Annotated in this window: 21 protein-coding genes; 14 read left to right on the top strand and 7 right to left on the bottom strand. The window is 54.2% G+C overall.

The window, feature by feature from the left end; translation table 11 throughout:
• Positions 1–50: 50 nt before the first annotated feature.
• The 4 genes from Q334_RS0104005 to Q334_RS19825 are packed head-to-tail and all read left to right on the top strand — an operon-like array spanning position 51 to position 4,338.
• Complete coding sequence (locus tag Q334_RS0104005; RefSeq protein ID WP_027312087.1) at positions 51–1,784, top strand: chloride channel protein; 1,734 nt, start codon at positions 51–53, stop codon at positions 1,782–1,784.
• On the top strand, positions 1,781–2,446 hold the full coding sequence (gene thiE, locus Q334_RS0104000) for a thiamine phosphate synthase (protein ID WP_027312086.1): 666 nt from the start codon (positions 1,781–1,783) through the stop codon (positions 2,444–2,446). The genes Q334_RS0104005 and thiE overlap by 4 nt, the downstream gene beginning before the upstream one ends.
• A gap of 17 nt (positions 2,447–2,463) precedes the next feature.
• A complete protein-coding gene (gene hemL / locus Q334_RS0103995) occupies positions 2,464–3,747 on the top strand; it encodes a glutamate-1-semialdehyde 2,1-aminomutase (RefSeq protein ID WP_027312085.1) in 1,284 nt (427 codons plus the stop codon).
• Between the two features lie 12 nt (positions 3,748–3,759).
• Positions 3,760–4,338, top strand: a complete 579-nt coding sequence (locus Q334_RS19825; protein WP_051527495.1) for a hypothetical protein — start codon at positions 3,760–3,762, stop codon at positions 4,336–4,338.
• 57 nt (positions 4,339–4,395) lie between these two features.
• Here Q334_RS19825 and Q334_RS19820 read toward each other — a convergent pair whose 3' ends face one another.
• Together Q334_RS19820 and mrcB are read right to left on the bottom strand one after the other, a co-directional pair.
• Complete coding sequence (locus tag Q334_RS19820; protein ID WP_027312084.1) at positions 4,396–4,899, bottom strand: tetratricopeptide repeat protein; 504 nt, start codon at positions 4,897–4,899, stop codon at positions 4,396–4,398.
• 2 nt (positions 4,900–4,901) lie between these two features.
• A complete protein-coding gene (gene mrcB / locus Q334_RS0103980; RefSeq protein WP_027312083.1) occupies positions 4,902–7,256 on the bottom strand; it encodes a penicillin-binding protein 1B in 2,355 nt (784 codons plus the stop codon).
• 115 nt (positions 7,257–7,371) lie between these two features.
• Between mrcB and Q334_RS0103975 the strand changes: the two genes are divergently transcribed.
• Positions 7,372–7,713 (top strand): Rieske (2Fe-2S) protein, encoded by a 342-nt coding sequence (locus Q334_RS0103975; protein ID WP_027312082.1) that lies wholly within the window; start codon positions 7,372–7,374, stop codon positions 7,711–7,713.
• Here Q334_RS0103975 and sfsA read toward each other — a convergent pair.
• Together sfsA and Q334_RS0103965 are read right to left on the bottom strand one after the other, a co-directional pair.
• Positions 7,710–8,411 carry a DNA/RNA nuclease SfsA gene (gene sfsA, locus Q334_RS0103970; protein WP_027312081.1) on the bottom strand — a complete coding sequence of 234 codons (702 nt, stop codon included), beginning with the start codon at positions 8,409–8,411 and terminating at the stop codon, positions 7,710–7,712. The genes Q334_RS0103975 and sfsA overlap by 4 nt on opposite strands.
• Complete coding sequence (locus tag Q334_RS0103965) at positions 8,408–9,580, bottom strand: pyridoxal phosphate-dependent aminotransferase (protein ID WP_027312080.1); 1,173 nt, start codon at positions 9,578–9,580, stop codon at positions 8,408–8,410. Before Q334_RS0103965 ends, sfsA begins: the two co-directional genes overlap by 4 nt.
• Before the next feature lie 220 nt (positions 9,581–9,800).
• On the opposite strand from Q334_RS0103965, the gene dksA reads away from it, so the two are divergent.
• The 9 genes from dksA (at position 9,801) to Q334_RS0103920 (ending at position 21,044) form a co-directional block, all read left to right on the top strand.
• A complete protein-coding gene (gene dksA / locus Q334_RS0103960) occupies positions 9,801–10,232 on the top strand; it encodes an RNA polymerase-binding protein DksA (RefSeq protein ID WP_027312079.1) in 432 nt (143 codons plus the stop codon).
• A 27-nt stretch (positions 10,233–10,259) separates the two neighbouring features.
• On the top strand, positions 10,260–11,156 hold the full coding sequence (gluQRS, locus tag Q334_RS0103955; protein ID WP_027312078.1) for a tRNA glutamyl-Q(34) synthetase GluQRS: 897 nt from the start codon (positions 10,260–10,262) through the stop codon (positions 11,154–11,156).
• Positions 11,157–11,158: 2 nt separating this feature from the next.
• Positions 11,159–14,095: a sensor histidine kinase gene (locus Q334_RS0103950; RefSeq protein WP_027312077.1), complete on the top strand. Its 2,937-nt coding sequence runs from the start codon at positions 11,159–11,161 to the stop codon at positions 14,093–14,095.
• A gap of 2 nt (positions 14,096–14,097) precedes the next feature.
• Positions 14,098–15,492, top strand: coding sequence for a sigma-54-dependent transcriptional regulator (locus tag Q334_RS0103945; protein ID WP_027312076.1), 1,395 nt, complete (start codon positions 14,098–14,100; stop codon positions 15,490–15,492).
• A 605-nt stretch (positions 15,493–16,097) separates the two neighbouring features.
• Positions 16,098–17,504: a polynucleotide adenylyltransferase PcnB gene (gene pcnB / locus Q334_RS17925; RefSeq protein ID WP_245593649.1), complete on the top strand. Its 1,407-nt coding sequence runs from the start codon at positions 16,098–16,100 to the stop codon at positions 17,502–17,504.
• The gene (gene folK / locus Q334_RS0103935; RefSeq protein WP_035460574.1) at positions 17,501–18,007 is read left to right on the top strand and encodes a 2-amino-4-hydroxy-6-hydroxymethyldihydropteridine diphosphokinase; all 507 of its coding nucleotides are present in this window, start codon (positions 17,501–17,503) and stop codon (positions 18,005–18,007) included. The genes pcnB and folK overlap by 4 nt, the downstream gene beginning before the upstream one ends.
• A 69-nt stretch (positions 18,008–18,076) precedes the next feature.
• Entirely contained in the window at positions 18,077–18,871 is a 795-nt protein-coding gene (gene panB, locus Q334_RS0103930) for a 3-methyl-2-oxobutanoate hydroxymethyltransferase (RefSeq protein WP_027312074.1), read from the top strand.
• Positions 18,871–19,719, top strand: a complete 849-nt coding sequence (panC, locus tag Q334_RS0103925; RefSeq protein ID WP_027312073.1) for a pantoate--beta-alanine ligase — start codon at positions 18,871–18,873, stop codon at positions 19,717–19,719. Before panB ends, panC begins: the two co-directional genes overlap by 1 nt.
• A 146-nt stretch (positions 19,720–19,865) precedes the next feature.
• Positions 19,866–21,044, top strand: a complete 1,179-nt coding sequence (locus Q334_RS0103920; protein WP_027312072.1) for an acetyl-CoA C-acetyltransferase — start codon at positions 19,866–19,868, stop codon at positions 21,042–21,044.
• A gap of 64 nt (positions 21,045–21,108) precedes the next feature.
• Here the strand turns inward: Q334_RS0103920 and Q334_RS0103915 are convergent, their stop codons facing one another.
• From Q334_RS0103915 to rpsO, 3 genes are all read right to left on the bottom strand, one after another.
• Positions 21,109–21,564, bottom strand: coding sequence for a c-type cytochrome (locus tag Q334_RS0103915; protein ID WP_162157413.1), 456 nt, complete (start codon positions 21,562–21,564; stop codon positions 21,109–21,111).
• Between the two features lie 81 nt (positions 21,565–21,645).
• Positions 21,646–23,745 carry a polyribonucleotide nucleotidyltransferase gene (gene pnp, locus Q334_RS0103910; protein ID WP_027312070.1) on the bottom strand — a complete coding sequence of 700 codons (2,100 nt, stop codon included), beginning with the start codon at positions 23,743–23,745 and terminating at the stop codon, positions 21,646–21,648.
• Between the two features lie 169 nt (positions 23,746–23,914).
• A complete protein-coding gene (gene rpsO, locus Q334_RS0103905; RefSeq protein WP_027312069.1) occupies positions 23,915–24,184 on the bottom strand; it encodes a 30S ribosomal protein S15 in 270 nt (89 codons plus the stop codon).
• Between the last annotated feature and the right edge of the window lie 48 nt (positions 24,185–24,232).

Below are 24,232 nucleotides of genomic sequence, written 5' to 3'. Positions count from 1 at the left end.
CTCTATGATAAAGGCCAGGTCTCTCAAGCGAAAGCCGGAGACTCATTTCCATGCTAAAAGACGTATTTAGCCTGAATTACTTTCGGGGTCGTCTGGCCCATCTTGAAGCCCTCCCCCAACTTGCCCTACTTGGCTTAGCAGCAGGTCTCGCTGCCGGTAGCCTGATGGTATTGTTCCGCCTCGCAATTGAAGTGCCACTGGTCTGGCTGCTGGGGGATGCAGAGAACTTTGAGCAGCTTCCCGCCAGCCTGCGCTTTATTGGCCCCCTCTTAGGGGTCTGCTTAATTCTGCTCTGCCTCTATCTGGTCGCCCCTGAACGCCGCCGGGTTGGGGTAGTCTACGTGCTAGAACGTCTGAATTTTCATCAGGGTTATCTGCATGGCCGCAATGCGATAGTGCAATTCTTTAGTGGCGCTTTAGCGATTATCAGCGGCTTACCTGCTGGCCGAGAGGGCCCAGCCATTCATCTAGGCGCTGCCGTCAGCAGTTTGCTTGGCCAACGTCTGCAAGCACCCAACAATAGCATTCGCATTCTGGTTGGGTGCGGCGTTGCAGCGGCTATTTCTGCCTCCTTTAACACACCCTTAGCCGGCGTGCTGTTCGCTATGGAGGTTGTGCTACTGGAATACAGTATTAATGGTTTTCTACCCGTCATGGTTGCGTCAGTGACAGCAGCGCTGATTAACCATGCAGTTTTCAGTGGGGAAATTGCTTTTATTGTGCCGGAGCTACAATACCGCTCACTCTATGAAATTCCCTTCATCATGCTCCTTGGTTTTGTGCTTGGCACCCTGGCTGCCGCCTTTAATAAGCTAGTGTTGCTCACTCATCGCCTGCAACACTGGCCACTGAGTGTACGCTTCTTATCCGCCGGTTTGATGGCGGCACTGGGTGCCGTAGCGGTACCAGAAATCATGGGCATCGGCTATGACAGCATCAGCTCCATCCTCCAAGGCCAGATGCTGCTGCCCACTTTGCTGCTGTTGACGCTGGTTAAACTGGCCTGCACCGCTTGGTGCTTTGGCATTGGCATCCCCATGGGATGCATTGGCCCGATCTTATTAATTGGCGCCTCTGCTGGCGGCGCGCTTGGTATCCTTGGAGGTCTCATCAGCCCGCAACCTATTGGCGACATGGGCTTTTACGCCATGCTCGGCATGGGTGCAATGATGAGTGCCGCACTGCAGGCTCCCCTTGCTGCCCTAACCGCGCTATTAGAATTAACCCATAACTCCAATATTATTTTCCCGGGCATGCTGGCCATTGTCGTCGCCAACCTGACCTGCAGTTATGTGTTTAAACAGAAGTCGGTTTTTTGGTCACTGCTGGCTGAACAAGGCCACCTTCCCAATCAGTCGCCCCTTGCACAGGCACTCAGCCGAGAGGGCGTCGCCGCAGTGATGCAGCGTAATACCCCACGCAGCAGCCATAAAGTTACCCCAGCAGAAGCCCAAGCGCTGATTGAGCTAAATGCTCCCTGGCTACTCATTATGCGGGAGGGGACACCGGTTAGCCTGCTCGCCACCAGCGACTTACGCCGCTTCCTATTGGCCGAACACGCCCCCACTCAAGAGCACCAGGAGATTAGCCTGCTCGCCATTCCCGCACAGCGGAAAGATCTACAGCCGATTGCTATTCAAGCCACCCTCAAGGAGGCGCTGGATCGCCTCAATCAAAGTGGCAGTGAAGCCTTGTACGTTCGCGGCTGGAGCGGCAGTATTGTCGGCACTCTGACCTATGATGACTTGCGCAACTACATGAACCAGCAACAGAACTTGTTATGAGTAAAGGCTTATCCCAAGGTGGCCTCTATGGCATTACCGACAGCACGCTCCTACCCGATACACGTCTGCTCGAAGCCGTCGAGGCCGCTTTGCGGGGCGGTATGCGTCTACTGCAGTATCGGGATAAATCCGCCAATGCCACGCTTCGTCTTAAACAGGCGCAAGCCTTGCTTAGCTTATGCCGTGACTATCACTGTCAGCTACTGATCAATGATGATGTCTCCCTCTGCCAACGAATCGGTGCCGATGGCGTCCATCTTGGGCAACAGGACACCAAGCTGACAGAAGCACGCAGCCTGCTCGGCCAGCAAGCCATTATTGGCATTACCTGTCATGCCAGTCTCGAGCTGGCGCAGCAAGCCCTGGCGGATGGGGCAGACTATCTCGCCTTTGGCGCTTTTTTCCCCTCCTCGACCAAGCCACTTGCCAGCCCGGCCCCCCTGAGCATTCTGCAACAGGCCCAGCCCCTTGGCTTACCACTGGTTGCAATAGGGGGGATAACGCTGGAGCGCGCCCCTACTGTACTCCAGGCCGGTGCGCAATGGCTCGCGGTGGTAGGCGACCTGTTTAGCGCCCCCTCGGCAGCGCTCATTCAAGCGCGCGCCCAGGCATACCAGCATTTATTTTCGGCAGCTCCTGCTGCTCCCTCCGTATTACCTTGATCAACTGAGACAATACTATGAGCCGCTCACAGGACCTTTTTAACGAAGCCCAACGCTACATCCCTGGCGGGGTAAACTCTCCCGTTCGCGCCTTCAAAGCTGTAGGCGGCACCCCCATCTTCTTCAAACGCGCCCAAGGCGCTTATCTCTATGACGAAGATGACAAAGCCTATGTCGACTATGTCGGCTCCTGGGGCCCAATGCTGCTCGGTCACAATCATCCTGACGTACTCAACGCCGTTAAAGCCAGCCTTGATCACGGCCTCAGCTTCGGCGCCCCAACCGCCATCGAAGTCAGCATGGCGAAGAAAGTCTGTGAACTCGTGCCCTCTATTGAAATGGTGCGGATGGTCAACTCCGGCACTGAAGCCACCATGAGTGCCATTCGCCTCGCTCGTGGCTTTACTGGCCGTGACAAAATCATCAAGTTTGAAGGCTGCTACCATGGTCATTCCGACTCCCTACTAGTAAAAGCCGGCTCCGGCGCCCTCACCCTTGGTGTCCCCAACTCACCTGGCGTACCTGCCGCCCTGGCTGAGCATACCCTGACCCTGACCTTTAATGACCTGGACTCCGTCCAAGCCGCCTTTACCCAGTATCCAGAACAGATTGCCTGCATTATCGTTGAGCCGGTGGCGGGCAATATGAACTGTATCCCGCCTGCCCCTGGCTTCCTGCAAGGGCTACGGGAACTCTGCGACCAAGAGGGCGCACTGCTGATTTTTGATGAAGTCATGACAGGCTTCCGCGTGGCCCTCGGCGGCGCCCAAGCCCACTACGGTATCAAACCCGACCTTACCACCCTGGGAAAAATCATTGGTGGCGGTATGCCCGTCGGAGCCTTTGGTGGACGCCGGGACGTCATGCAACACATTGCCCCCTTGGGGCCGGTGTATCAGGCCGGTACCCTGTCGGGCAATCCTATTGCGATGGCGGCCGGTTTGGCCATGTTGAATGCCATCAGCGCTACTGATGTACACCAAGGCATCAGCCAACGCACCGCCGAACTCTGCGCAGGCCTGGAAGCCGCCGCCAAGGCAGCGGGAATTCCCTTCCTCACCAATGCAGTCGGCGGCATGTTCGGTTTGTTCTTTACCGACCAGGCACAGGTCACCTGCTACAGTGAAGTCATGGCCTGTAACAAGGATCACTTCAACCGCTTCTTCCACAGCATGCTGGAACAAGGGGTTTACCTTGCCCCTGCGAGCTATGAGGCCTGCTTTATGTCCGCCGCGCATGATCAGGCAGCACTGGCCCACACCCTGGCCGCAGCCGAACAGGCTTTTGCCAGTCTCAAGTAACAGGGTAACAGGATGGAAGGTCTGTACTTAGCACTGAGCGCCTTGGGTTGTCTGGTCATTTTTCGCCACTACCAGGGGCGCCCCCAGCTTGAGCAAGATCAGCTGGTATGCTTGGCATTTTCGCTAGTGTGCTGGTTGTTATCGGTCCTACTCGGCAGTTGGGATGAACAACCCAGCACCCTCGGCTTGCTCTTCGCCAACCTGGTTCACTATGTTGCCATGCCTTTTAGTGCTATCGCTTTGGCGGTGCTAGTGCTGGCCTGGCCTTTGAGCCGTCCGCATTGGGGCAAGTTACTCTTAGGGGCGATGGCGGGCTTTGAACTAGGTCGCCGTCTGGACTGGGGCTATGCCTATCGAGAACTACTCTGGAGCCTGGCCGCCCTGTGCTTACTGTGGGCCAGTGTGCAACTGTGGCGACGTCGTCAAGCCGTGGCAGCAGCAAGCTATGCTGGTGCCGCCCTGAGTCTGGTGTTGAGCCTGCCGGTACGCCAGTGGTTGCCACACCTGGGTAATCCAGACTACTGGCTGGCGGCATATTTGCTCTTGCTCAGCCTGAGCTTATTGCTGCTATCCAAACGGGCAGCCCATTAGCCCCCTTCAGAATGCAACAACCCGGCCTGGGCCGGGTTGTTCATCAGTACTCGCCCACTAAGGTAGACGCGCACTAAACAGGCGACGCTCCTGATCATTGCGGGCAACACTTAGCCCCCTTCTGGCCATTTCTTCCGCCTGGGTTGTCAAACCACTGGCATCATAGAGCTCCATCAACAGCACATACACCTGTGGCTCACGCGGATCTAAACGCAACGCGCGTTCTGCCCGGCTCAGCGCCTGCTGAGTTTGCCCCTGCTGCTGTAATTGGCGTGCCTGTTGCAACAAAGACTGTACCGCTGGCTTAGGAGCGATCACCGCAAGCTGTTGTGGCGCCTGCTCACTGCCAGAAGGCGCCACTGCCGGCGCAGTTGAGGAGGATGCGCCCGACACTTTAGCATTCGCATTAGGGGTCAGTACCGCCCCTGCACTGACTGAGCGATCCTTAACCACTACAGGCGCACGAGTCTGACTCGCTCCAGGTGGCCATAATCCTGGGCTGGCACAACCCGCTAACACCAGTGCTAAACCGCTGACTAGCAAGGCACGCAGTCGTCTCATCCTTAACCTCCAAATAAATTACGTAACCAACGGGGCACACCAGAGTCAGAGCCGGATGAGCCACCACTGGGAGTGTGAGTTGGGCGACTCTGACAACTCTGATAACGCTGCGGCTCTGCTCCGGCAATATAGGGTAGCAGACGCGCACCAGCGCAACCGGGGTCCGTTTGCAGTCCCTGCGCATTTGTCCATACCTGGCTAATGCCCGCCGGGTATTGGCGCTGCCAAGGGGCGGGGGCGAGGGTCTTCATCATTTCAATCCACACCTGTAAGGCACCACCCCCACCCGTCAGCGGCGTTGGTCCGGAATCATCACGCCCCAACCAGGCGACGGTTAGGTAATCCTCAGTAAAACCGGCGAACCAGCTATCACGCTGGTCATTACTGGTGCCTGTCTTACCCGCAACAAACACCTCCGCAGGGATATGATTACGAATCGAGCGGGCCGTACCCACCTCTACCGTCTGCTGCATGGCGTAATGCAGTAATGCGACAAAGCGAGGATCCACTACCTGCTTGGGCTGGAAATGCAATGATTGCGCCTGTAAGGGCTGACCCTGCTCATCCAGCACCGCGGTAACCGCCCGTAGCGGCACCTGGAAGCCCCCCGCAGCCAGGGTTTGATACATCTGCGTGACCTCCAGCGGAGTCAAACTGGTTGCACCTAACAACATTGAGGGTACCGCCTCTATCGAGGCAGTCACCCCCAAGCGCTCCATGGTCTGCTTCACACGGGGCAAGCCCAGCTCCAACCCCAAGCGAGCCGTCGACTGGTTATATGACAGTGCCAAGGCTTGCCATAGTGGCACTCGGCCATGACTTTCTTTATCGAAGTTCTTCGGTGACCACTGGCTCCCATCCCCTGCTTTAATAGAGAGCGGGCTATCATCCACTAAGGTCGCCAACGAATACTGCTGGTACTGCTCCAATGCCGTGAGATAAACCGCTGGCTTCACCAGGGAACCAATATTACGCCGTGCCTCCAACGCCCGGTTAAAGCCATGGAAACGCGGGTTACGACTCCCCACCACAGCAAGTACCTCGCCGGTATGCGGATTGGCACTGATTAAGGCACCCTCCAGGTTATCCAGGCGCTGAGCATACTTTTTAAGTAAGCGAGCACTAACTTGCTCCAGACTCTGCTCTGCAGCTTGCTGAACAAAAGGATCAAGAGTCGTAAAAACCCGCAACCCGGCACTGCTAAGGGTGTTGGGATCATAAAACTGCTGCAGTTGTTGACGCACCAGCGCCATAAAGGCGGGATAGCCACCACGCGATCGCAAGGGCACATCCGTCACAGCCAAGGGTTGCTTGGCCCAGCCTTGGGCATACTCGACCGGCATAATGCCTTGCTCGCCGAGCACTTGCAGCACCAGATTGCGGCGCTCCGTAGCACGTTCAGGATGGCGTCTGGGGTTATATAAGGAGGGCCCCTTCACCATGCCGACCAACAGGCTGACCTGGGCAGGATTCAGCTCTTTTAACGGCTGCCCAAAGTAAAACAGGCTCGCCTGCCCAAAACCGTGGATGGCACGCGCACCATCCTGGCCGAGGTACACCTCATTTAAATACGCCTCGAGAATTTCACGCTTGCTGTAGTGCAACTCCAACAGCACCGCCATCGGCGCCTCTAGTAGCTTACGCACCAGATTGCGGCTGTTATCTTCCAGGTAATAGTTTTTCACCAGCTGTTGCGTCAGGGTACTTCCCCCCTGCACCACCCGTCCGGCACGCAGATTTGCCCACATCGCCCGCGCTATTCCCTTGGGAGAAATGCCAAAGTGGTCATAAAAGGCACGGTCTTCAATGGTAATCAGGGTCTCGACCAGTAAAGGAGGCACCTCATCCAGAGTAACCAACTCACGGTCTTCGTTTTGGGTGGGATAAAAGCCCCCAATCAGTTGGGGCTCCAAACGGGCAATCGCCAGGGTTTGCCCCTGAGCGTCACGCAGCGCCTGTACCCGCCCACGCTGTAACTCAACCTCTAAAAGCTGTTCAGGCTCAGCGCCATCAGCAAATAGAAAACCCCGGTTATAGATACGATAACGCCCGGGCCCACGCTGCTCCACCTGCCCCGGCCCTTCTACCCGGTTAACCAAACGATAACCCAGCGCGGCCAGCTCATTCTGCAGGCGTGCCTCATTCAGACCCACACCCTCATACAGTTCTAATGGGCGCGCATAGACCTTAGCGGGGATAGCCCAACGATGCCCCTCGAAACGGCTGACAATCTGCGCATCCAGATATGCCATCACCCCCGCCAATACCACCATACCCACGACGGTTAATTTAAGTAGCAGCCCCCCCAGGGCAAAGCCTGAGGAACGGCGGCCTGTCGCTTTACGCTTTCTAGCCATTGAACCTGTTTAAACCTTTGTTTGCTTCGCGCCGAACGTCGCCATGATACAGCTAACCTGCACAAACTGTTAAAGTCTGGCCTGCATTTCTATTTTGCCCACTTAGGTGAGGAGCATGCATTTACTCTGTGACTTTCATAGCCTGCAAGAAAATCGCGCCCGCGGTTTCCACTTCAGCCACCAGCAACGCCAAGTCAACCTTATTGTTGTGCGACGTGCAGATAAGGCTTATGCCTATCTGAACACCTGTCCACACCGGGGTATTCCCCTGGAATGGCAAGCTGATGAGTTTATGGACATCAATCAGCATTACCTGCAATGCGCCACCCACGGCGCGTTATTCTTAGTCGAAAGCGGTGAGTGTATCGCTGGTCCCTGCCAGGGCGAAAGCCTGGTTCCCCAGCCACTCCACTTGGATGAGCAGGGTCAGCTGTGGTGGTCAGCCGATCAGGACTAGGCTAAAACCGGCACCGGCCGGGCAAGTTGCAGAGACTGGGGAGTGAGATCCGCCTGCCAGGCCAATACTCGCACCCCAGCTTGGCGCGCCTCTGCTAAGGTTTGTGCGTATAGCGGGTCAATGTGCTGCGCTGCTTGCACCGCATGGATTCCAGTATGATTGACGCAATACAGCACCCAAGCCTGAGCCCCACTGGCCTGCACTCGCATCAGTTCACGTAAATGCTTCGCCGCTCTGGCACTCACCGCATCCGGAAAAAAGCCACTACCCTGTTCCTTCAAGGTGACGCTTTTCACTTCTACATACTGAGCTTGCTGATCAATCTGGCTATAAAAGTCGATACGACTCTTTTCATCGCCATAACGCACTTCGGTTTGCCACTGACGAGTGCCCGCCAATTCTGGAATCAGCCCTTGCTGTAATGCCTCAGCCACCAGTTGATTAGCCCTGAGGGTGTTAATGCAGGCCAATTCCCCGGGGGCCGTTTCCACTAACTCCCAGGTGCAAGGATATTTGCGTTGTGGATTGGCAGAATCCCAAAACCACACCCGACTGCCAGGCTCAGCACAGGCCCGCATAGAGCCGGTATTAGGGCAATGCAATGTCAAAATCCGGCCATCGGCACACTCCACATCAGCCAAAAAACGCTTATAACGGCGAATCAACCGCGCTTCTTGTAAAGGTGCAGGCCATTTCATGACTGGCGCCCAATAAAACGCCCGATGCGCTCTACTGCTTGCTGCAAGCGCGGCAAGGAGGTGGTATAAGCAAAGCGAATGAACTCTCGACAACGGTGCTGACCAAAATCCAACCCTGGGGTTACCGCCACCCCTTCCTGCTCGAGTAACTGCTGGCAAAACTGGAAGCTATCCTGGGTCAGTGCCGAGGCATCGGCGTATACGTAAAACGCCCCTTCAGGCACCACCGGAATACTAAAGCCCAGCTCACGCAAAGCAGGTACCAAAAAGTCTCGACGCCGCCCAAACTCGGCACGACGTTGCTCTAACTCCACCAAGGTATCACTCTCAAATGCTGCCAAGGCCGCATACTGTGCCACCGTAGGCGCGGAGATATACAGGTTTTGCGCCAGTTTCTCCAAGTCTGCTACCGCCTGCTGGGGAGCGACAATCCAACCCAAACGCCAACCTGTCATGCCGAAGTATTTTGAGAAAGAGTTCAGCACAAAGGCATGATCATCGACCTCTAAAACCGATGGCGCATCCATGCCATAGGTCAAGCCATGGTAAATCTCATCCACCAGCCGATGCCCCCCTAACTGCTGAGCCGTCTGACACAGCGCCTGCAACGGCTGACGGTGCAACACCATTCCCGTTGGATTAGCTGGCGAGGCCAGCAAAATACCCGCCGTATTGGCTTGCCAATGTTGCTGCAACTGCTCAGGGGTTAGGTGAAACCCTTGCTCCGCCTGGGTAGGCAATAATCGCGCCTGCCCTTCTACCAAACGCATAAATTGTCGATTACAGGGATAGGCCGGGTCCGCCATTAATAAGTGCTCGCCGGGGTTAACCAATAACGCTGACAGGAGCAGCAAGGCGCCAGAACCACCGGGGGTAACAATAATGCGCTCAGGGGCAATATTCAGACCATAACGCTGCTGGTAAAAAACACTGATTGCCTCCCGCAACGGCGCTATCCCCAAAGCTGCGGTATATTGGGTGCGCCCCTGCGCCAAGGCACGCTGCCCTGCCTCCACGATCGCCGTGGCGGTGCTAAAGTCTGGTTCACCAATTTCCATGTGAATCACATCGCGCCCCTGGGCCTCCAACTCTTTGGCCCGACGCAACAGATCCATCACCTTAAAAGACTCCATCTGTCCGACTCGAGCTGCCCAGCCACGTGTTTGCATATTGCTCCCCTGGTGTTGCATTTGTTGAACGCCAAAGTTGCCATTATAACCAGGGGATAAGGGAACAGGCAGGCAAGAGGGCTACAGATCAAAAAAAGCGATCCTTAGCTGTTTTAGCTATGGTGTCTGCCCAGATTATCTGGTAGCTTCTTTCGCCTTTGTGAGAGGACGCCCATTTGTGGGCCCCTGTAACAGCCGAGAAGATGAGTGAGGCTGACCTATGCCGAATACCAATTCATCCTTTTTGAACCACTTCGAGCCTTATCAAGCCAAGGCGGATGAAGAGTACATGAATGATGCTCAGAAAGAGCATTTCACCCGTATTCTCAATGGTTGGAAGCAGGCATTGATGGAAGAGGTGGACCGCACGGTTCACCATCTACAAGAAGAAGCGACCAACTTTGCCGATCCCAACGATCGTGCCAGCCAAGAAGAAGAGTTCAGTCTGGAACTACGTGCACGCGACCGCGAGCGAAAACTGATTAAGAAAATTGCAGAAGCCTTAGACCGTATCGAAAAAGACGATTATGGCTATTGCGAATCCTGTGGGATCGAAATCGGTATTCGCCGCCTGGAAGCCCGCCCGACTGCAACGCTGTGCATCGATTGCAAGACCCTGGCGGAAATGAAAGAACGCACTCAGGGCGGCTGATAAGCCAGCGGAGTTGCCACGACGCTTATGCCCACAAGCTATCGCGGTCGCTTCGCCCCTTCCCCAACGGGACCCTTACACTTTGGGTCCCTGTTGGCGGCGCTTGCCAGTTATTTGGATGCCAAAGCGCATCAAGGACACTGGCTAGTTCGCATAGAAGATCTTGATCCCCCTCGCGAAATTGCAGGTGCCAGTGATGCCATTCTACGCACGCTGGAAGCCTTTGGCCTGCACTGGGATGAACGCCCCCTTTACCAAAGCCAACGTTTAGCACGCTATCAACAGGTGCTAGAACAGTTGCAGCAGCAAGGCTTGGTGTACCCCTGCCAATGCTCCCGCAGCCAACTGCAACATCGTCAAGCCCATCCTTGTTACGATGGTTTTTGCCGGCGACATCCTCCCTCTACCACCAGCCAACCCTGGGCCTATCGATTATGGGTCAGCGACGCTTACTACAGTATTGAAGATCGCATTCAGGGACACTACGGCCAATCTCTACGCCAAGAGGTGGGCGACTTTGTGATCAAGCGCAAAGAAGGCTTTTTTGCTTACCAGCTGGCCGTTGTGGTGGATGACTTTGATCAGGGCATTAGCCATATCGTCCGCGGCAGCGACTTACTCGACTCCACGCCACGCCAGTGTTACCTACAACAGCTGTTGATGGCGCCACAGCCCAGCTATGCTCATATCCCGGTGATCACCAATGCCCAGGGTCAAAAGCTAAGCAAGCAAACCTTTGCTCCAGCCCTGAATCCTCAGCAAGTCAGTACACTGACTGCCCAAGCACTGGCCATGCTGAGCCACCCGTTGCCTCCCGCACTAGAGTCCGCTCCGGTGGCTGAACAACTTGCCTATGCCCAGACGCACTGGCGCACTGAACGCCTGCCCGCTAGGCTCAGTTTTGCCACGCCCTATGGAGTCTAACCATGAGCCTGAATGCCATTATCCCCATTGCCATCATTTATATGCTGGCATTGTGCGTGCTGGCTTGGTTAACCGATCAGGGTCGCGTACCCCGCCACTGGTTACGCCACCCGCTAATCTATGTTTTAGCCTTAGGGGTGTACGGCAGTGCCTGGACGTTTTATGGCGCAGTGGGCCTAGCCTATAACTACGGCATCAGCTTTTTAGCCGCTTACCTTGGCTCCAGCCTGGCATTTATACTGGCGCCGGTCATCTTCATTCCTATCATTCGACTGTGTCATACCTATCAGCTCAGCTCACTGGCTGACTTATTTGCCTTTCGGTTTCGCAGCCGCCAGGCAGGAGTGCTCACCACCCTGTTGATGCTAGTGTCGGCCATTCCAATGCTATCGATTCAAATCCAGGCAGTGGCGGACTCCACCCATATCCTCAACCCCACCCTCAGTGAAAGCAGCCTGGCGCTCGGCTTTTGTGTGCTGATTGCTCTTTTTGCCATTCTATTTGGTGCCCGCCACCCTTCGATTCGGGATAAGCATGAGGGTCTGGTGTTCTCCATGGCGATCAAATCATTGGTCAAGCTAATTGCCATGCTGGCTATCGCCATCTTTATCCTCTGGAGCGTTTTCGCCAACCCCAAAGAAATGCTGGAATGGCTGGAGATCGGCAGCTTAAACCGCCCCGCCCCCCTACACGACGATGCTTGGCGCACCTTGATTCTGGCTTTTTTTGCCAGCGTTATCGTCATGCCACATATGTTCCACATTGCTTTTACCGAGAACCTCAATACCCGCGCCCTACGCCAAGCCAGCTGGGGAATGCCACTGTTTTTACTCTTAATGTGCCTGCCTATTCCATTGATTGTATGGGCTGGTGCACGACTGGGATTAGACGGTAATGCCGAATATCTGATTTTATTGATCGGCCTCTCCGAGCAAGCCCCCATTCTCACTACCCTGGCTTATTTAGGTGGGCTATCCGCCGCCAGCGGCATTGTCATTGTCAGCGTGCTGGCGCTTTCGGCTATGGTGCTCAATCACCTGTTACTTCCCACCTTTCAACCGAACCCCAAAACCGACTTTTACCGTTGGCTACTCTGGTCAAAACGGGCGCTAATTATTGCACTCATCTGGATTAGCTATCTGTTCTACAGCTGGGTAGGCCAATCCTATTCCCTGCATCTACAAGGGATGATTGCCTTTGTTGCCTTCCTGCAATTTTTACCCGGCCTACTCGCCACTCTGTTCTGGCCCAGGGGACACCGCCAAGGCTTTACCTGGGGCATGCTGGTTGGCATGGGATACTGGCTGATCAGCATGTTGTTACCCCTGGTAACAGGAGCGGGAGACGCCCCTGAGCTTAGCCTCCATGCCTCACACTGGCATGAATCCGCACTCTATTCGCTGACCCTGAACGTGCTGATTTTTGCAGTTGTCTCTATTTACGCCAAAAGCAGTGCCAAAGAGCAATATGTCGCCCAAGCTTGCGCCCTCAACGCCTTACCAGGCCCAAGCGGCAAACAGGTCATGGTGACCAGCTGTCAGGATTTTGTCCTCTGCCTGACACCACACTTAGGAATTCGCACGGCAGAGCTGGAAGTACAGCAAGCACTGGAAGATTTAGGTCTGGAAGCAGACGACCACCGCCCAGCCAGCCTGCGTCGCCTGCGTGATCGCCTCGAAGCCAACCTCTCCGGCTTGTTAGGGCCTAGCGAGGCGGAAGACATTCTCAATATGTCACTGCCCTATCAAGGTGAAGACAGCCTCTACAAAGCTAACGATATTCACATTATTGAAAGTCAATTGAGTCAATATCAGTCCCGCTTAACTGGTCTAGCTGCCGAGCTGGATAGCCTGCGCCGCTTTCACCGTAATATTCTGCAGCACCTGCCAATAGGAGTCTGCGCATTGGGTGAAGGTGACGAAATTGCCCTCTGGAACCAGACCATGGTGCAATACACCGGACTAGAAGCCGAGCAAGTCCTCGGCAGCCGCATTCAAGACCTGCCTGCTCCCTGGCAGGGTTTGCTTGGCCAATTCCTCAGTAGTCAAGAAAACCGCCATCACAATGCCTGTCTGGAACAAGGCCATCAGCAACGCTGGTTCAGCCTGCAACGGGTAGATATCCATGCACAAATGGATGAAACCCCCGTTGCCGAGCACTCCGTTATTCTGGTGGAGGATGAGACGGACACTAAACTGCTCGCCGACCGCCTGGCCCATAGCGAACGCCTGATCTCCATCGGCCGTTTGGCGGCCGGGGTAGCCCACGAGATAGGCAATCCAGTAACCGGCATTGCCTGCTTGGCACAAAATTTACGCTACGAGACGGAGCAACCCGAAGTACTGGAGATTGCCGAACAACAGCTGCAGCAAACGGCCCGCATCAGCCGTATTCTGCAATCGCTATTAAGCTTCTCCCATACCGGACAACAGACTGATCCAGCTCATTATCAGCGACTAAGCATTTATGAATGCGTGCAAGAAGCCATCAACCTGTTACGCCTGGATGCACGTGCGCATCAGGTGGAGTTTACTAATCACTGCCAGCTCAGCCATGAGGTGATGGGCGATGCCCAGCGACTGGTACAGGTTTTCATCAACCTACTGAATAATGCGCGCGATGCCTCGCCTGATGGCAGTCAAGTAGAGATACGCACACGGCTGGATGACTTCAGCGTCTATATCGAAGTCGAAGATCAGGGCAGCGGCATTCCACCAGAACATCTGGAACACCTGTTCGAACCCTTTTTCACCACTAAAGATGCAGGCCAGGGCACCGGATTAGGCTTGTCCTTGGTCTACACCATCATCAATGAGCATTATGGTAACATAGAGGTTACCAGCAGAACGGCTGCCACCCACCCGGATCAGCCCAGCGGTACCTGTTTCACCCTAACGCTACCGCGTCCTGCCACGCCGGAAACCACGAGTGAAGTCTGACTATGCGCCGTATCCTGATCGTTGAAGACGAAGTCATCATCCGCCAATCACTAAAAAAGCTGCTAGAACGCAACAGCTACCAGGTGGTTGATGTCGATTCCGTCGATGCCGCATTGGACTATGCCCTCGACACCTTTCACCTCATTATCAGCGACCTACGCTTACCAGGCCGTCCTGGTACTGACCTGATCAAAGCAGCCACCCACACTCCCGTACTGATCATGACCAGCTACGCCAGTCTTCGCTCGGCAGTCGATGCCATGCGGGAAGGCGCGGTGGATTATATTGCCAAGCCCTTTGATCACAACGAGATGCTGGAATGTGTCAAACGCATTCTCGATAAACCCGTACTGGCTACCCCCAGCAGCAAGCGCAGCCATGAGCCTACCGCGACCAGTGCCAGTACTGGAGCGCAGCCTACCCATATCATCGGCAGCTGCCCTTCCATGCAAGACTTATTCAAGCGAATTGCCAAGGTTGCCCGCACCGATGTAACGGTCTTTATCCAAGGTGAGTCCGGCACCGGCAAAGAGCTGGCAGCCCGCACCATTCACGAGCAGAGCCACCGCTCTGACAAACCGATGATCTGCGTGAACTGCGCCGCCATCCCTGAAACCCTGATCGAATCCGAGCTTTTTGGTCATGAAAAAGGGGCCTTTACCGGTGCTGTCGCCGCCCGTAGCGGCCTGATTGAGGCTGCAGATGGCGGCACCCTCTTTCTTGATGAAGTGGGTGAGCTCCCCCTAGAGGCACAGGCACGACTGTTACGGGTACTGCAGGAAAGCGAAATCCGCCGAGTCGGCTCAATTCAATCGAAGAAAGTAGATGTGCGCTTGATCACCGCTACCCATCGCAATCTGCGTGAAATGGTAAAAGCCGGCCACTTCCGTGAAGACTTATTTTATCGCCTCTATGTAATGGAAATTCGGATGCCACCCTTGCGAGAGCGCGGTAACGACATCATAGAGATTGCTGAAGCTCTGCTACTTCGCGTAGCAGAACGGATGCAGACTGGTACCCTAAAGTTCAGCAAAGAAGCTGTTCAGAACATGCTGAACTACCCCTGGCCCGGTAACGTCCGTGAGCTCGAAAACGCCATTGAACGAGCAGCCATTCTGGCAGATGACCAATACATCACCACGGAACTGCTTGGCATTGAAGTGGAGGCAAGCGAATTAGAACAAATCGAAGCCAGGCTAAGTCGCACCGGTACCCAAGCTCAACCGATTACCGCCCGAGCAGCGCAGGACAACCTCTCTCTTGATGATTACTTCCTGCACTTTGTACTGGAGAACGAGAATAAAATGAGCGAAACCGAACTCGCTCAAAAGCTGGGCGTCAGCCGCAAGTGTTTGTGGGAGAAACGTCAGAAACTTGGCATTCCCCGTAAGCGCTAAGCGTTGGCGGGGAAACATTTTGCATTCTTTGTTACCTCTCTACCCACACTGCTCCGCACAGTAACAACAAGACTCTCTAGTCAGCCCCACAACCCCACCAAAACCCAGCAAAATCAATAACTTACAAAGTTGGCACGCAGCGTGCTTTATATAATTCAAACAACAAGATTTCTGGTGTATCCAGATCAAAAATAAAAATAAAAATCGATCACGGAACACGCAGAGAGCCTCAGTAAAAATAAAAATAAGTTGAGGTAGGAAAAAACTGATCGCTTTAAGCATTCGGCCTTTTTATCGACCGCATGGAGCGAGTTAGGTGAAGAAAAACAACACCAAAAAATAAAAATAAAAAGGGGTGAGTGATTGTCAGCCTTTCTCGTAGTCTCCCTGGTTGTACTGAATATTTAAAGCGATCTGTTTATTTTATCTTCAGACACCCTAACAATAAGAACGTCTGATGCCGACACAACAAAAACAAGTTATCGGCGCATCTTCATCTTTGAAGCCTATCCCTTACCTCTGCTTACTTTTATCCGCATGGACGCCAGTGGTATTATCCGCGCTCCATTATCGTGCCATGCCACAGAAGTAACTGGAGCCATCGGGTGTCAAAACTGACTTTATTCTACTTCCTGGGTTTTGCAGCCATCATTGCAGGGGCTTGGCTATTAGCCCGTCGCTTTGGGCAAAGGTCTGTTTCCAACCAGGATGTGCAACAACGCGTGATTCCTCGAGATCAACATAATATTTCCCGCAAACAAATCACCCCCAACGCCCTTAAAGTCCTCTATCGTTTACAGGATGCCGGCTTCCAAGCCTATATCGTTGGCGGGGGTGTTCGTGATTTATTACTTGGCCTACGACCAAAAGACTTTGATGTGGCGACAGACGCCCTGCCCGAGCAGGTGCATAAACTGTTCCGCAACTCTCGTTTGATTGGCCGACGCTTTAAACTGGTTCATGTCCACTTTGGGCGTGAAATCATTGAAGTGGCCACTTTCCGCGGACATCATGACGATGCTGATGAAGGGCAAAGCGCCCAGTCTGAACAAGGCATGCTGTTACGCGATAACGTCTATGGCACCCTGGAGCAGGACATGGAGCGCCGCGACTTTACCGTTAACGCGCTCTACTACTCCGCTAAAGACTTCTGTATCTACGATAACCATGGAGGTATGCACGACCTGCAACACAAACGCCTACGGATTATTGGTGATGCAGAAGCTCGTTATCGGGAAGATCCTGTCCGCATGCTGCGGGCAGTACGCTTTGCCGCCAAGTTAGGCTTTCAATTAGAGCAGTCCACTGCTGCACCCATTCGCCAACTGGCCCCCTTACTTGGCTCTATCTCCAATGCCCGTCTGTTTGATGAGGCGATAAAACTTCTCAGCGGAGGCCAGGGCTTTGCTACCTGGCAACTCATGGCGCAATACGACCTGATTGCCCCACTCTTCCCGGCCACCTGGAAAGCACTGCAAGCACCGACGGAACAAGCACAGCGCTATCAGCGCTTAATTGAGCAAGCTCTGCGCAACACCGATGAGCGTATTGCACAGGACAAACCGGTCACGCCTGCTTTTATGTATGCCGTTCTCCTGTGGCCCGTCTTGGAGCAACATTATCAGGCTAAGCTGGATGAGGGTTGGCACCCTATTCCCGCTATGCATGAAGCGGCTCAGCAAACACTGGATGCTCAGGTCAAACACATTAGCATTCCTCGCCGCATCAGCGCAGTGATTAAAGAAATTTGGGAGCTCCAGTGGCGTCTACCTCGCCGCCAGGGTCGGCGAGCACAACAACTCATGGAACATCCCCGCTTCCGCGCTGGATTCGATTTTGTATTGCTACGCGAGCAAAGCGGTGAAGATTTAGAGCAGCTTGGTCAATGGTGGCAAGCCTACCAGGATGCTGATGAAGAAGGACGCGAACAGCTAGTACGTGAACTCGGTCAAAGCCCTGCTCCCAACAAAAGCAAGCGACGCCGTCGTCCTCGCCAGCGGGAACAATCATGACCACAACCTTTCATCCGGAAGGGCAACTGGCTTGGATTGGACTAGGTAGCAACCTGGAAGACCCTAAAGGCCAGATTCGCCAAGCCTTACACGAGTTGGCCTCGCTACCGCAAAGCCAACTACTGGGCCATTCAGGACTGTATCTAAGCGCCCCTCTTGGGCCCCCGGATCAACCTGACTTTGTCAATGCTGTAGCATTACTGCGCACCCATCTTGCTCCACTCAATTTACTGGATGAACTACAACAACTAGAACAACAGCACCACCGAGTGCGAATTCAACATTGGGGACCTCGCACCCTAGACTTGGACCTACTACTTTATGGACAAGAAGTGATTGATCACCCACGCCTTCAGGTGCCCCACCCCCATCTGCATCGTCGCAATTTCGTGCTTTATCCCCTGATGGAGCTCAGCCCAGGACTCAGTGTTCCCGGATTTGGCCCCTTAATCGAATTGCTAGCAGACTGCCCACTGGGCACACTAAGCCGCCTGGCGGTATAATGTTGCATCGCACAAACCTTGAAGACGCCCGGTTAAATCGCCTCTGGCGCTAACAGGATCAAAAGGCTTATGAAAAAAGTTACCTTGCACACCCTCAGCAGCATGAAAGCGGCCGGTGAAAAAATCACCTGCCTGACAGCCTATGATGCCTGCTTTGCCAAGCTGCAAAGCGATGCGGGAGTGGAGATTATTTTAGTTGGCGACTCCCTTGGCATGGTGCTCCAGGGCCATGACAGTACCCTACCTGTGACGATGGAGGATATGGTCTACCATACCCAAAGCGTCAGTCGTGGCAATGAACGCGCCCTGGTGATGGCAGACATGCCCTTTATGTCCTATGCCACTACCGAGCAGTGCCTGATCAATGCAGGCCGTTTAATGCAAGCAGGAGCCCACTGCGTCAAAATTGAGGGCGGTGCCTGGCTAGCCGATGCCATTGCCCGCCTAGCCGAGCGCGGTGTGCCCGTATGCGCACACCTGGGACTCACCCCCCAGGCGGTTAACAAACTCGGTGGTTTTCGCGTGCAGGGCCGTACCCCGGAAAGCGCTGCTGAACTGAAGCGAGAAGCACTAGAGCTCGAAGCCGCAGGGGCAAGCCTCTTGCTGCTTGAGTGCGTGCCCAGCGCCCTCGCCGCCGAGATTAGCCGCGCAGCCAAGGTACCGGTAATTGGCATAGGTGCTGGCGCGGATACCGATGCCCAGGTACTGGTCATGCACGATATGCTGGGACTCAATAGCGGCTATATTCCACGCTTTGTGCATAACTTCCTCCCTGAAGGTCAAGATGTTCCCGGTGCGTTCCGCGCCTATGTCGCAGCCGTTAAACAAGGGCGCTTTCCTGGCCCTGAGCATGGATTTGAATAATGCGTATCATCAAAACCATTGCTGAGCTCCGCGCCCAGCTACAGCAACAACGCTTAGCGCAAAAACGTATTGCCTTTGTGCCAACCATGGGCAACTTGCACGATGGCCACCTAACTCTGGTGGAACAAGGCAAAGCCGTGGCCGATGTTGTGGTTGCCAGTATCTTCGTCAATCCGCTGCAGTTTGGCGCAGGTGAAGACTTAGAGCGTTATCCCCGTACTCTGGAAGAAGATACCGCCAAATTAATTGAGAGCGGCTGTGATTATCTGTTTGCTCCTACAGTGGATGAGATGTATCCCCAGGGAACTAGCAGCCAAACCATCGTTGATGTTCCTAATCTTTCCGCGCTCCACTGTGGCGCCAGTCGCCCCGGACATTTCCGTGGTGTGGCCACCGTAGTGACCAAACTCTTTGGCATTGTGCAGCCCGATGTTGCCATCTTTGGCCTCAAAGATTTCCAACAGCTCGCGGTCATCCGCCAGATGGTGAAAGATCTCTGCCTGCCGGTGGAGATTATCGGTGCCCCCATCGCCCGCTCCTCCACTGGCCTGGCATTAAGCTCCCGCAACGGCTATCTCACTCAAGCCGAGCTGGAGATCGCTCCCGCACTCTATCAAACGCTGTGTAACATACAGCAGCGTATTAATGCTGGTGAACATGATTACCGCAGCCTGGAGCGCGATGCCATCGTGCAGTTAGCCCGTGCAGGCTTCCGTCCTGACTACTTTAACATTGCTCGTCAGGACGATCTGCTCCCAGCAAAACAGGAAGATAAACAATTAGTTATCCTGGCTGCCGCCTATTTAGGCCAGGCTCGTCTGATCGACAACCTGCATTTCAGCCTCTAATTGGCTACCCCGTGGCCGGTTATTCCGGCCACTGTCATCGCTCTGTCACCCCTTTAACTTTATTGTCATAGGACTGGCCAGAACTCCTAGCCTTGGCCTATGATTGTGCAACCGCACAAAAAAATGACATATCGGGGGAAACTACAATGCGTGATGTTGTTATCGTTGCTGCAGGACGCACGGCCATTGGTAGCTTTGGCGGCAGCTTAGCCGGCCTGAGTGCCAGTGAGCTGGGGGCGATCGTGATGCGTCACCTGCTAGAAAAAATTGACCTAGACCCAGCCCAAGTAAATGAAGTGATTTTGGGCCAGGTACTCACCGCCGGCTGTGGACAAAACCCAGCACGCCAAGCCACCTTGGCTGCCGGTTTACCCAACAGCGTACCCGCCATGACTATTAACAAAGTCTGTGGTTCCGGCCTCAAAGCTCTCCACCTGGCTGCCCAAGCCATTCGCTGCGGTGACGCTGATATCATTATTGCCGGCGGCCAAGAAAGCATGAGCCAATCACCTCATGTTCTGCCAAAGTCCCGTGATGGCCAGCGCATGGGCGATTGGAAAATGGTCGACTCCATGGTGAAGGATGGTCTGTGGGACGCCTTTAATGACTGCCACATGGGCATCACTGCCGAAAACATTGTGGATAAATACGGCTTTAGTCGTGAAGAGCAGGATGCATTCGCCGCCGCCTCCCAACAAAAAGCTGAAGCCGCTCAGCAAAGTAACCGCTTTGCCGATGAAATCATTCCGGTAAGCATTCCACAGCGCAAAGGCGATCCTGTTGTTTTTGCCAAGGATGAGCAACCTCGCGCCGGCACAACAGCAGAGTCGCTCGCCAAGCTGCGCCCTGCTTTCAAAAAAGACGGCTCTGTTACCGCTGGTAACGCCTCCACGCTAAACGATGGTGCCGCAGCGGTGATTCTGGCCAGTGCTGAAAAGGCCAAAGAATTAGGCTTACCAGTACTGGCAACCATCAAAGCCTATGCCAGTTCTGGTGTTTGCCCAACCATTATGGGGACTGGTCCCATTGATGCCACCCGCACCTGCTTAACGAAAGCTGGCTGGAGCATTGATGAACTCGACCTGGTTGAAGCCAACGAGGCCTTCGCAGCTCAAGCTATGTCAGTTAATAAAGAGCTGGGCTGGGATACAGCTAAGGTTAACGTTAATGGCGGCGCTATTGCCCTTGGTCACCCGATCGGTGCTTCCGGCTGTCGCATCCTGGTCACCTTACTGCATGAAATGCAAAAGCGTGATGCCAAAAAAGGCTTAGCGACTCTCTGTATCGGCGGAGGTATGGGAGTAGCGCTCGCCGTTGAGCGTTAATAGCTGACGACGCTAACCCAAGCAAAAGAGGGTCGCGCAAGCCACCCTCTTTTTTCGATTCAGCCTATGGCTGCTTAAAGCCATTATGGCAGCTTTTACAGCTACGGTTTAATTGGCCTAGCGCCTGCTCCGCAGCTTGCTGATCGCCGCTACTGACTACTTGTTGTAAATGACTTAGCTGCTTCTGAAAATTCGCCTGCGCTTGCTTGAAGCGTTCCGGCTCCTGCTCTACCGCAGCGGTTGCCTCTGTGGGGTAGACAAGAGTGCCGGGTAAAAAAGCGGCAAACGCCTCTTCACTGGCACGCTGCATTTGTCCAGTCAGACTATCAACCTCCTGCTGTTGCCAGTCCTTTTTCCCCAGCACATAGAGACGCAGCTCACCTGCACTGGATTTCAGCGCTTTAAAGGCTTCCTGACGCACTTCCACAACACGCTCTGGCTCCATGGCGGACAAGTCCGTTGCCAGCGCAGCACCGCTCACAAACAATGGTAATACAGCAAACATTGATGCTTTTAGCATGGTTGTCTCTCCTTTTTTGCGCAGGATAAAACAAAATGAGGGGCCTAGGCCCCTCATTAGATGTTTCAATGCTTAACTCGCTTAGCTTTCCAGCTCAGCCGCACTCACATCTTTCATGGTCAGTTTGATACGGCCACGCTGGTCAATATCCAGCACCCGCACCAGGACTTCATCACCTTCGTTGACATAGTCAGAAACGTTATTCACACGCTCCTGGCTAATCTGCGAAATATGCACCAGACCATCTTTACCCGGCAGGATAGTCACGAAGGCACCAAAATCAGCCAGACGCACTACCTTACCTTTATAGACTTTACCGACTTCCGCTTCGCAGACGATACCATCAACCCGCGCCTTGGCTGCCTCAGCCTGCGCACGGGTCTCCGCATAGATGCGTACACTGCCGTCATCTTCGATATCAATCGCTGCGCCAGTTTCGTCACAGATAGAGCGAATAGTCGCACCACCTTTACCGATCACTTCACGGATCTTGTCCGGATCAATCTTCATGCTCAGCATGCTGGGCGCATTGGGAGAAATCTCAGGACGGGCATAACCGATCACCGCGGCCATTTCACGCAGGATGTGCAGACGCGCTTCACGTGCCTGCTCCAGAGCGATTTCCATGATTTCTTCGGTAATACCCTGGATTTTGATATCCATCTGCAGCGCAGTGATACCAGACTCAGAACCTGCAACTTTAAAGTCCATATCACCCAAGTGATCTTCATCACCCAGGATATCGGTCAATACCGCAAAGCCTGACTCTTCCTTCACCAAGCCCATCGCAATACCGGCAACGGCTTTCTTAACAGGCACGCCTGCATCCATCAACGCCAAGCTCGCGGCACACACAGAGGCCATAGAGCTGGAACCGTTAGACTCAGTGATTTCCGATACCACACGCAGGGTGTAGGGGAATTCATCATCGCTCGGCAGCATCGCTTCCACACCGCGGCGAGCCAAACGACCATGACCAATCTCACGACGGCCAGGTGCGCCCATACGACCACACTCACCTACTGAGTAGGGAGGGAAGTTGTAATGGAACAGGAAGCGGTCTTTGTATTCACCGTGCAGCGCATCAATAATCTGCGCGTCACGCAAGGTACCCAGCGTACAGGTCGCCAGAGACTGCGTCTCACCACGAGTAAAGAGGGCAGAGCCGTGAGTACGACCCAGCACACCCACTTCAACGTGGATAGGACGTACAGTTTTGTTATCACGACCATCAATACGGGGCTGGCCCTGGATGATGCGACCGCGCACAATTTTCTTCTCCAGGCTGGAGAACAGCTTAGCGACTTCCGCCGGATCAGCTGCATTGTCGCCTTCGGTCAACGTCGCCAAGGCTTCGGCTTTTAACTGCTCAATCGCATCACGGCGAGCACTCTTCTCGCTGATGCTATAGGCTTCGCCCAGCTTGCTGCCAACCAGCGCTTCTAAACGCTGCTTCAGCTCAGTGTTCTCTGCAGCTGGCTGCCAATCCCACTTAGGCTTACCCGCTTCAGCGGCAAAAGCATTCACGGCTGCGATAGCACCCTGCATCTCCTGATGCGCAAAGAGTACAGCGCCGAGCATTTCATCTTCGGTCAGTTCTTTAGCTTCAGATTCAACCATCAGCACCGCGTCTGCAGTACCTGCTACCACCATGTCCAGCAAAGAGGTTTTCAGATCTTCATAGCTGGGGTTTAACAGGTAGCCACGCTCTTCGCAGAAACCTACGCGAGCAGCGCCGATAGGGCCACTGAAAGGAATACCAGAGATCGCCAGAGCAGCGGAGGTACCGATCATTGCCGCGATATCAGGATCCTGGGTCTTACAGGTAGATACCATCGTACATACGACCTGAACTTCGTTGGCGAAGTCTTTAGGGAACAGTGGACGAATAGGACGGTCAATCAGACGAGAAGTCAGGGTTTCTTTTTCAGAAGGCTTAGCTTCACGCTTAAAGAAGCCGCCAGGGATTTTACCTACTGCGTAGGTCTTTTCCTGGTAATGCACAGATAGGGGGAAGAAATCTTGACCGGGCTTGGCTTCTTTCGCTGCCACCACAGTACAGAGCACCTGGGCATCGCCCATGGTGACCATGACCGCACCGGTCGCCTGACGGGCGATACGGCCGGTTTCTAACGTCACTTCCTGGTGACCATAAGTAAAGGTATGACGAATTGGAGTCATAGACTATTTCCTCTGCTAAGGCACGGCGCCAAGCTGAAATAGCCAGTGAACCAGTACTGCACTAAGCTCATGCAGGTAAACCCAGTGCAGTACAGGCTCGATCTTTCAGCTCCCATGCCATTATTGTAAAAACAGAGACCGCGCCCTAGGCGCGGTCTCCACGTCATTCTTAACGACGCAGGCCCAGACGACCGATCAGCTGAGTGTAGCGATCAGCATCTTTCTTTTTCAGGTAGTCCAGCAGCTTACGACGCTGGTTAACCATACGGATCAGGCCACGACGAGAGTGGTGATCTTTAGCGTGAGCTTTGAAGTGAGACTGCAGGCTGTCGATGTTAGCAGACAGCAATGCAACCTGAACTTCGGGAGAGCCGGTGTCACCAGCGGACTGACCAAACTCTTTCAGGATTTCAGCTTTCTTTTCGGTGCTCAGAGCCATGAGATTATTCCTCAAACGTAATATGCGAATGACACACGCAAGACCGTG

The organism is Balneatrix alpica DSM 16621 (assembly GCF_000619885.1).
Taxonomy (GTDB): domain Bacteria; phylum Pseudomonadota; class Gammaproteobacteria; order Pseudomonadales; family Balneatricaceae; genus Balneatrix; species Balneatrix alpica.
This window is presented reverse-complemented; position numbering and strand designations above follow the sequence as displayed.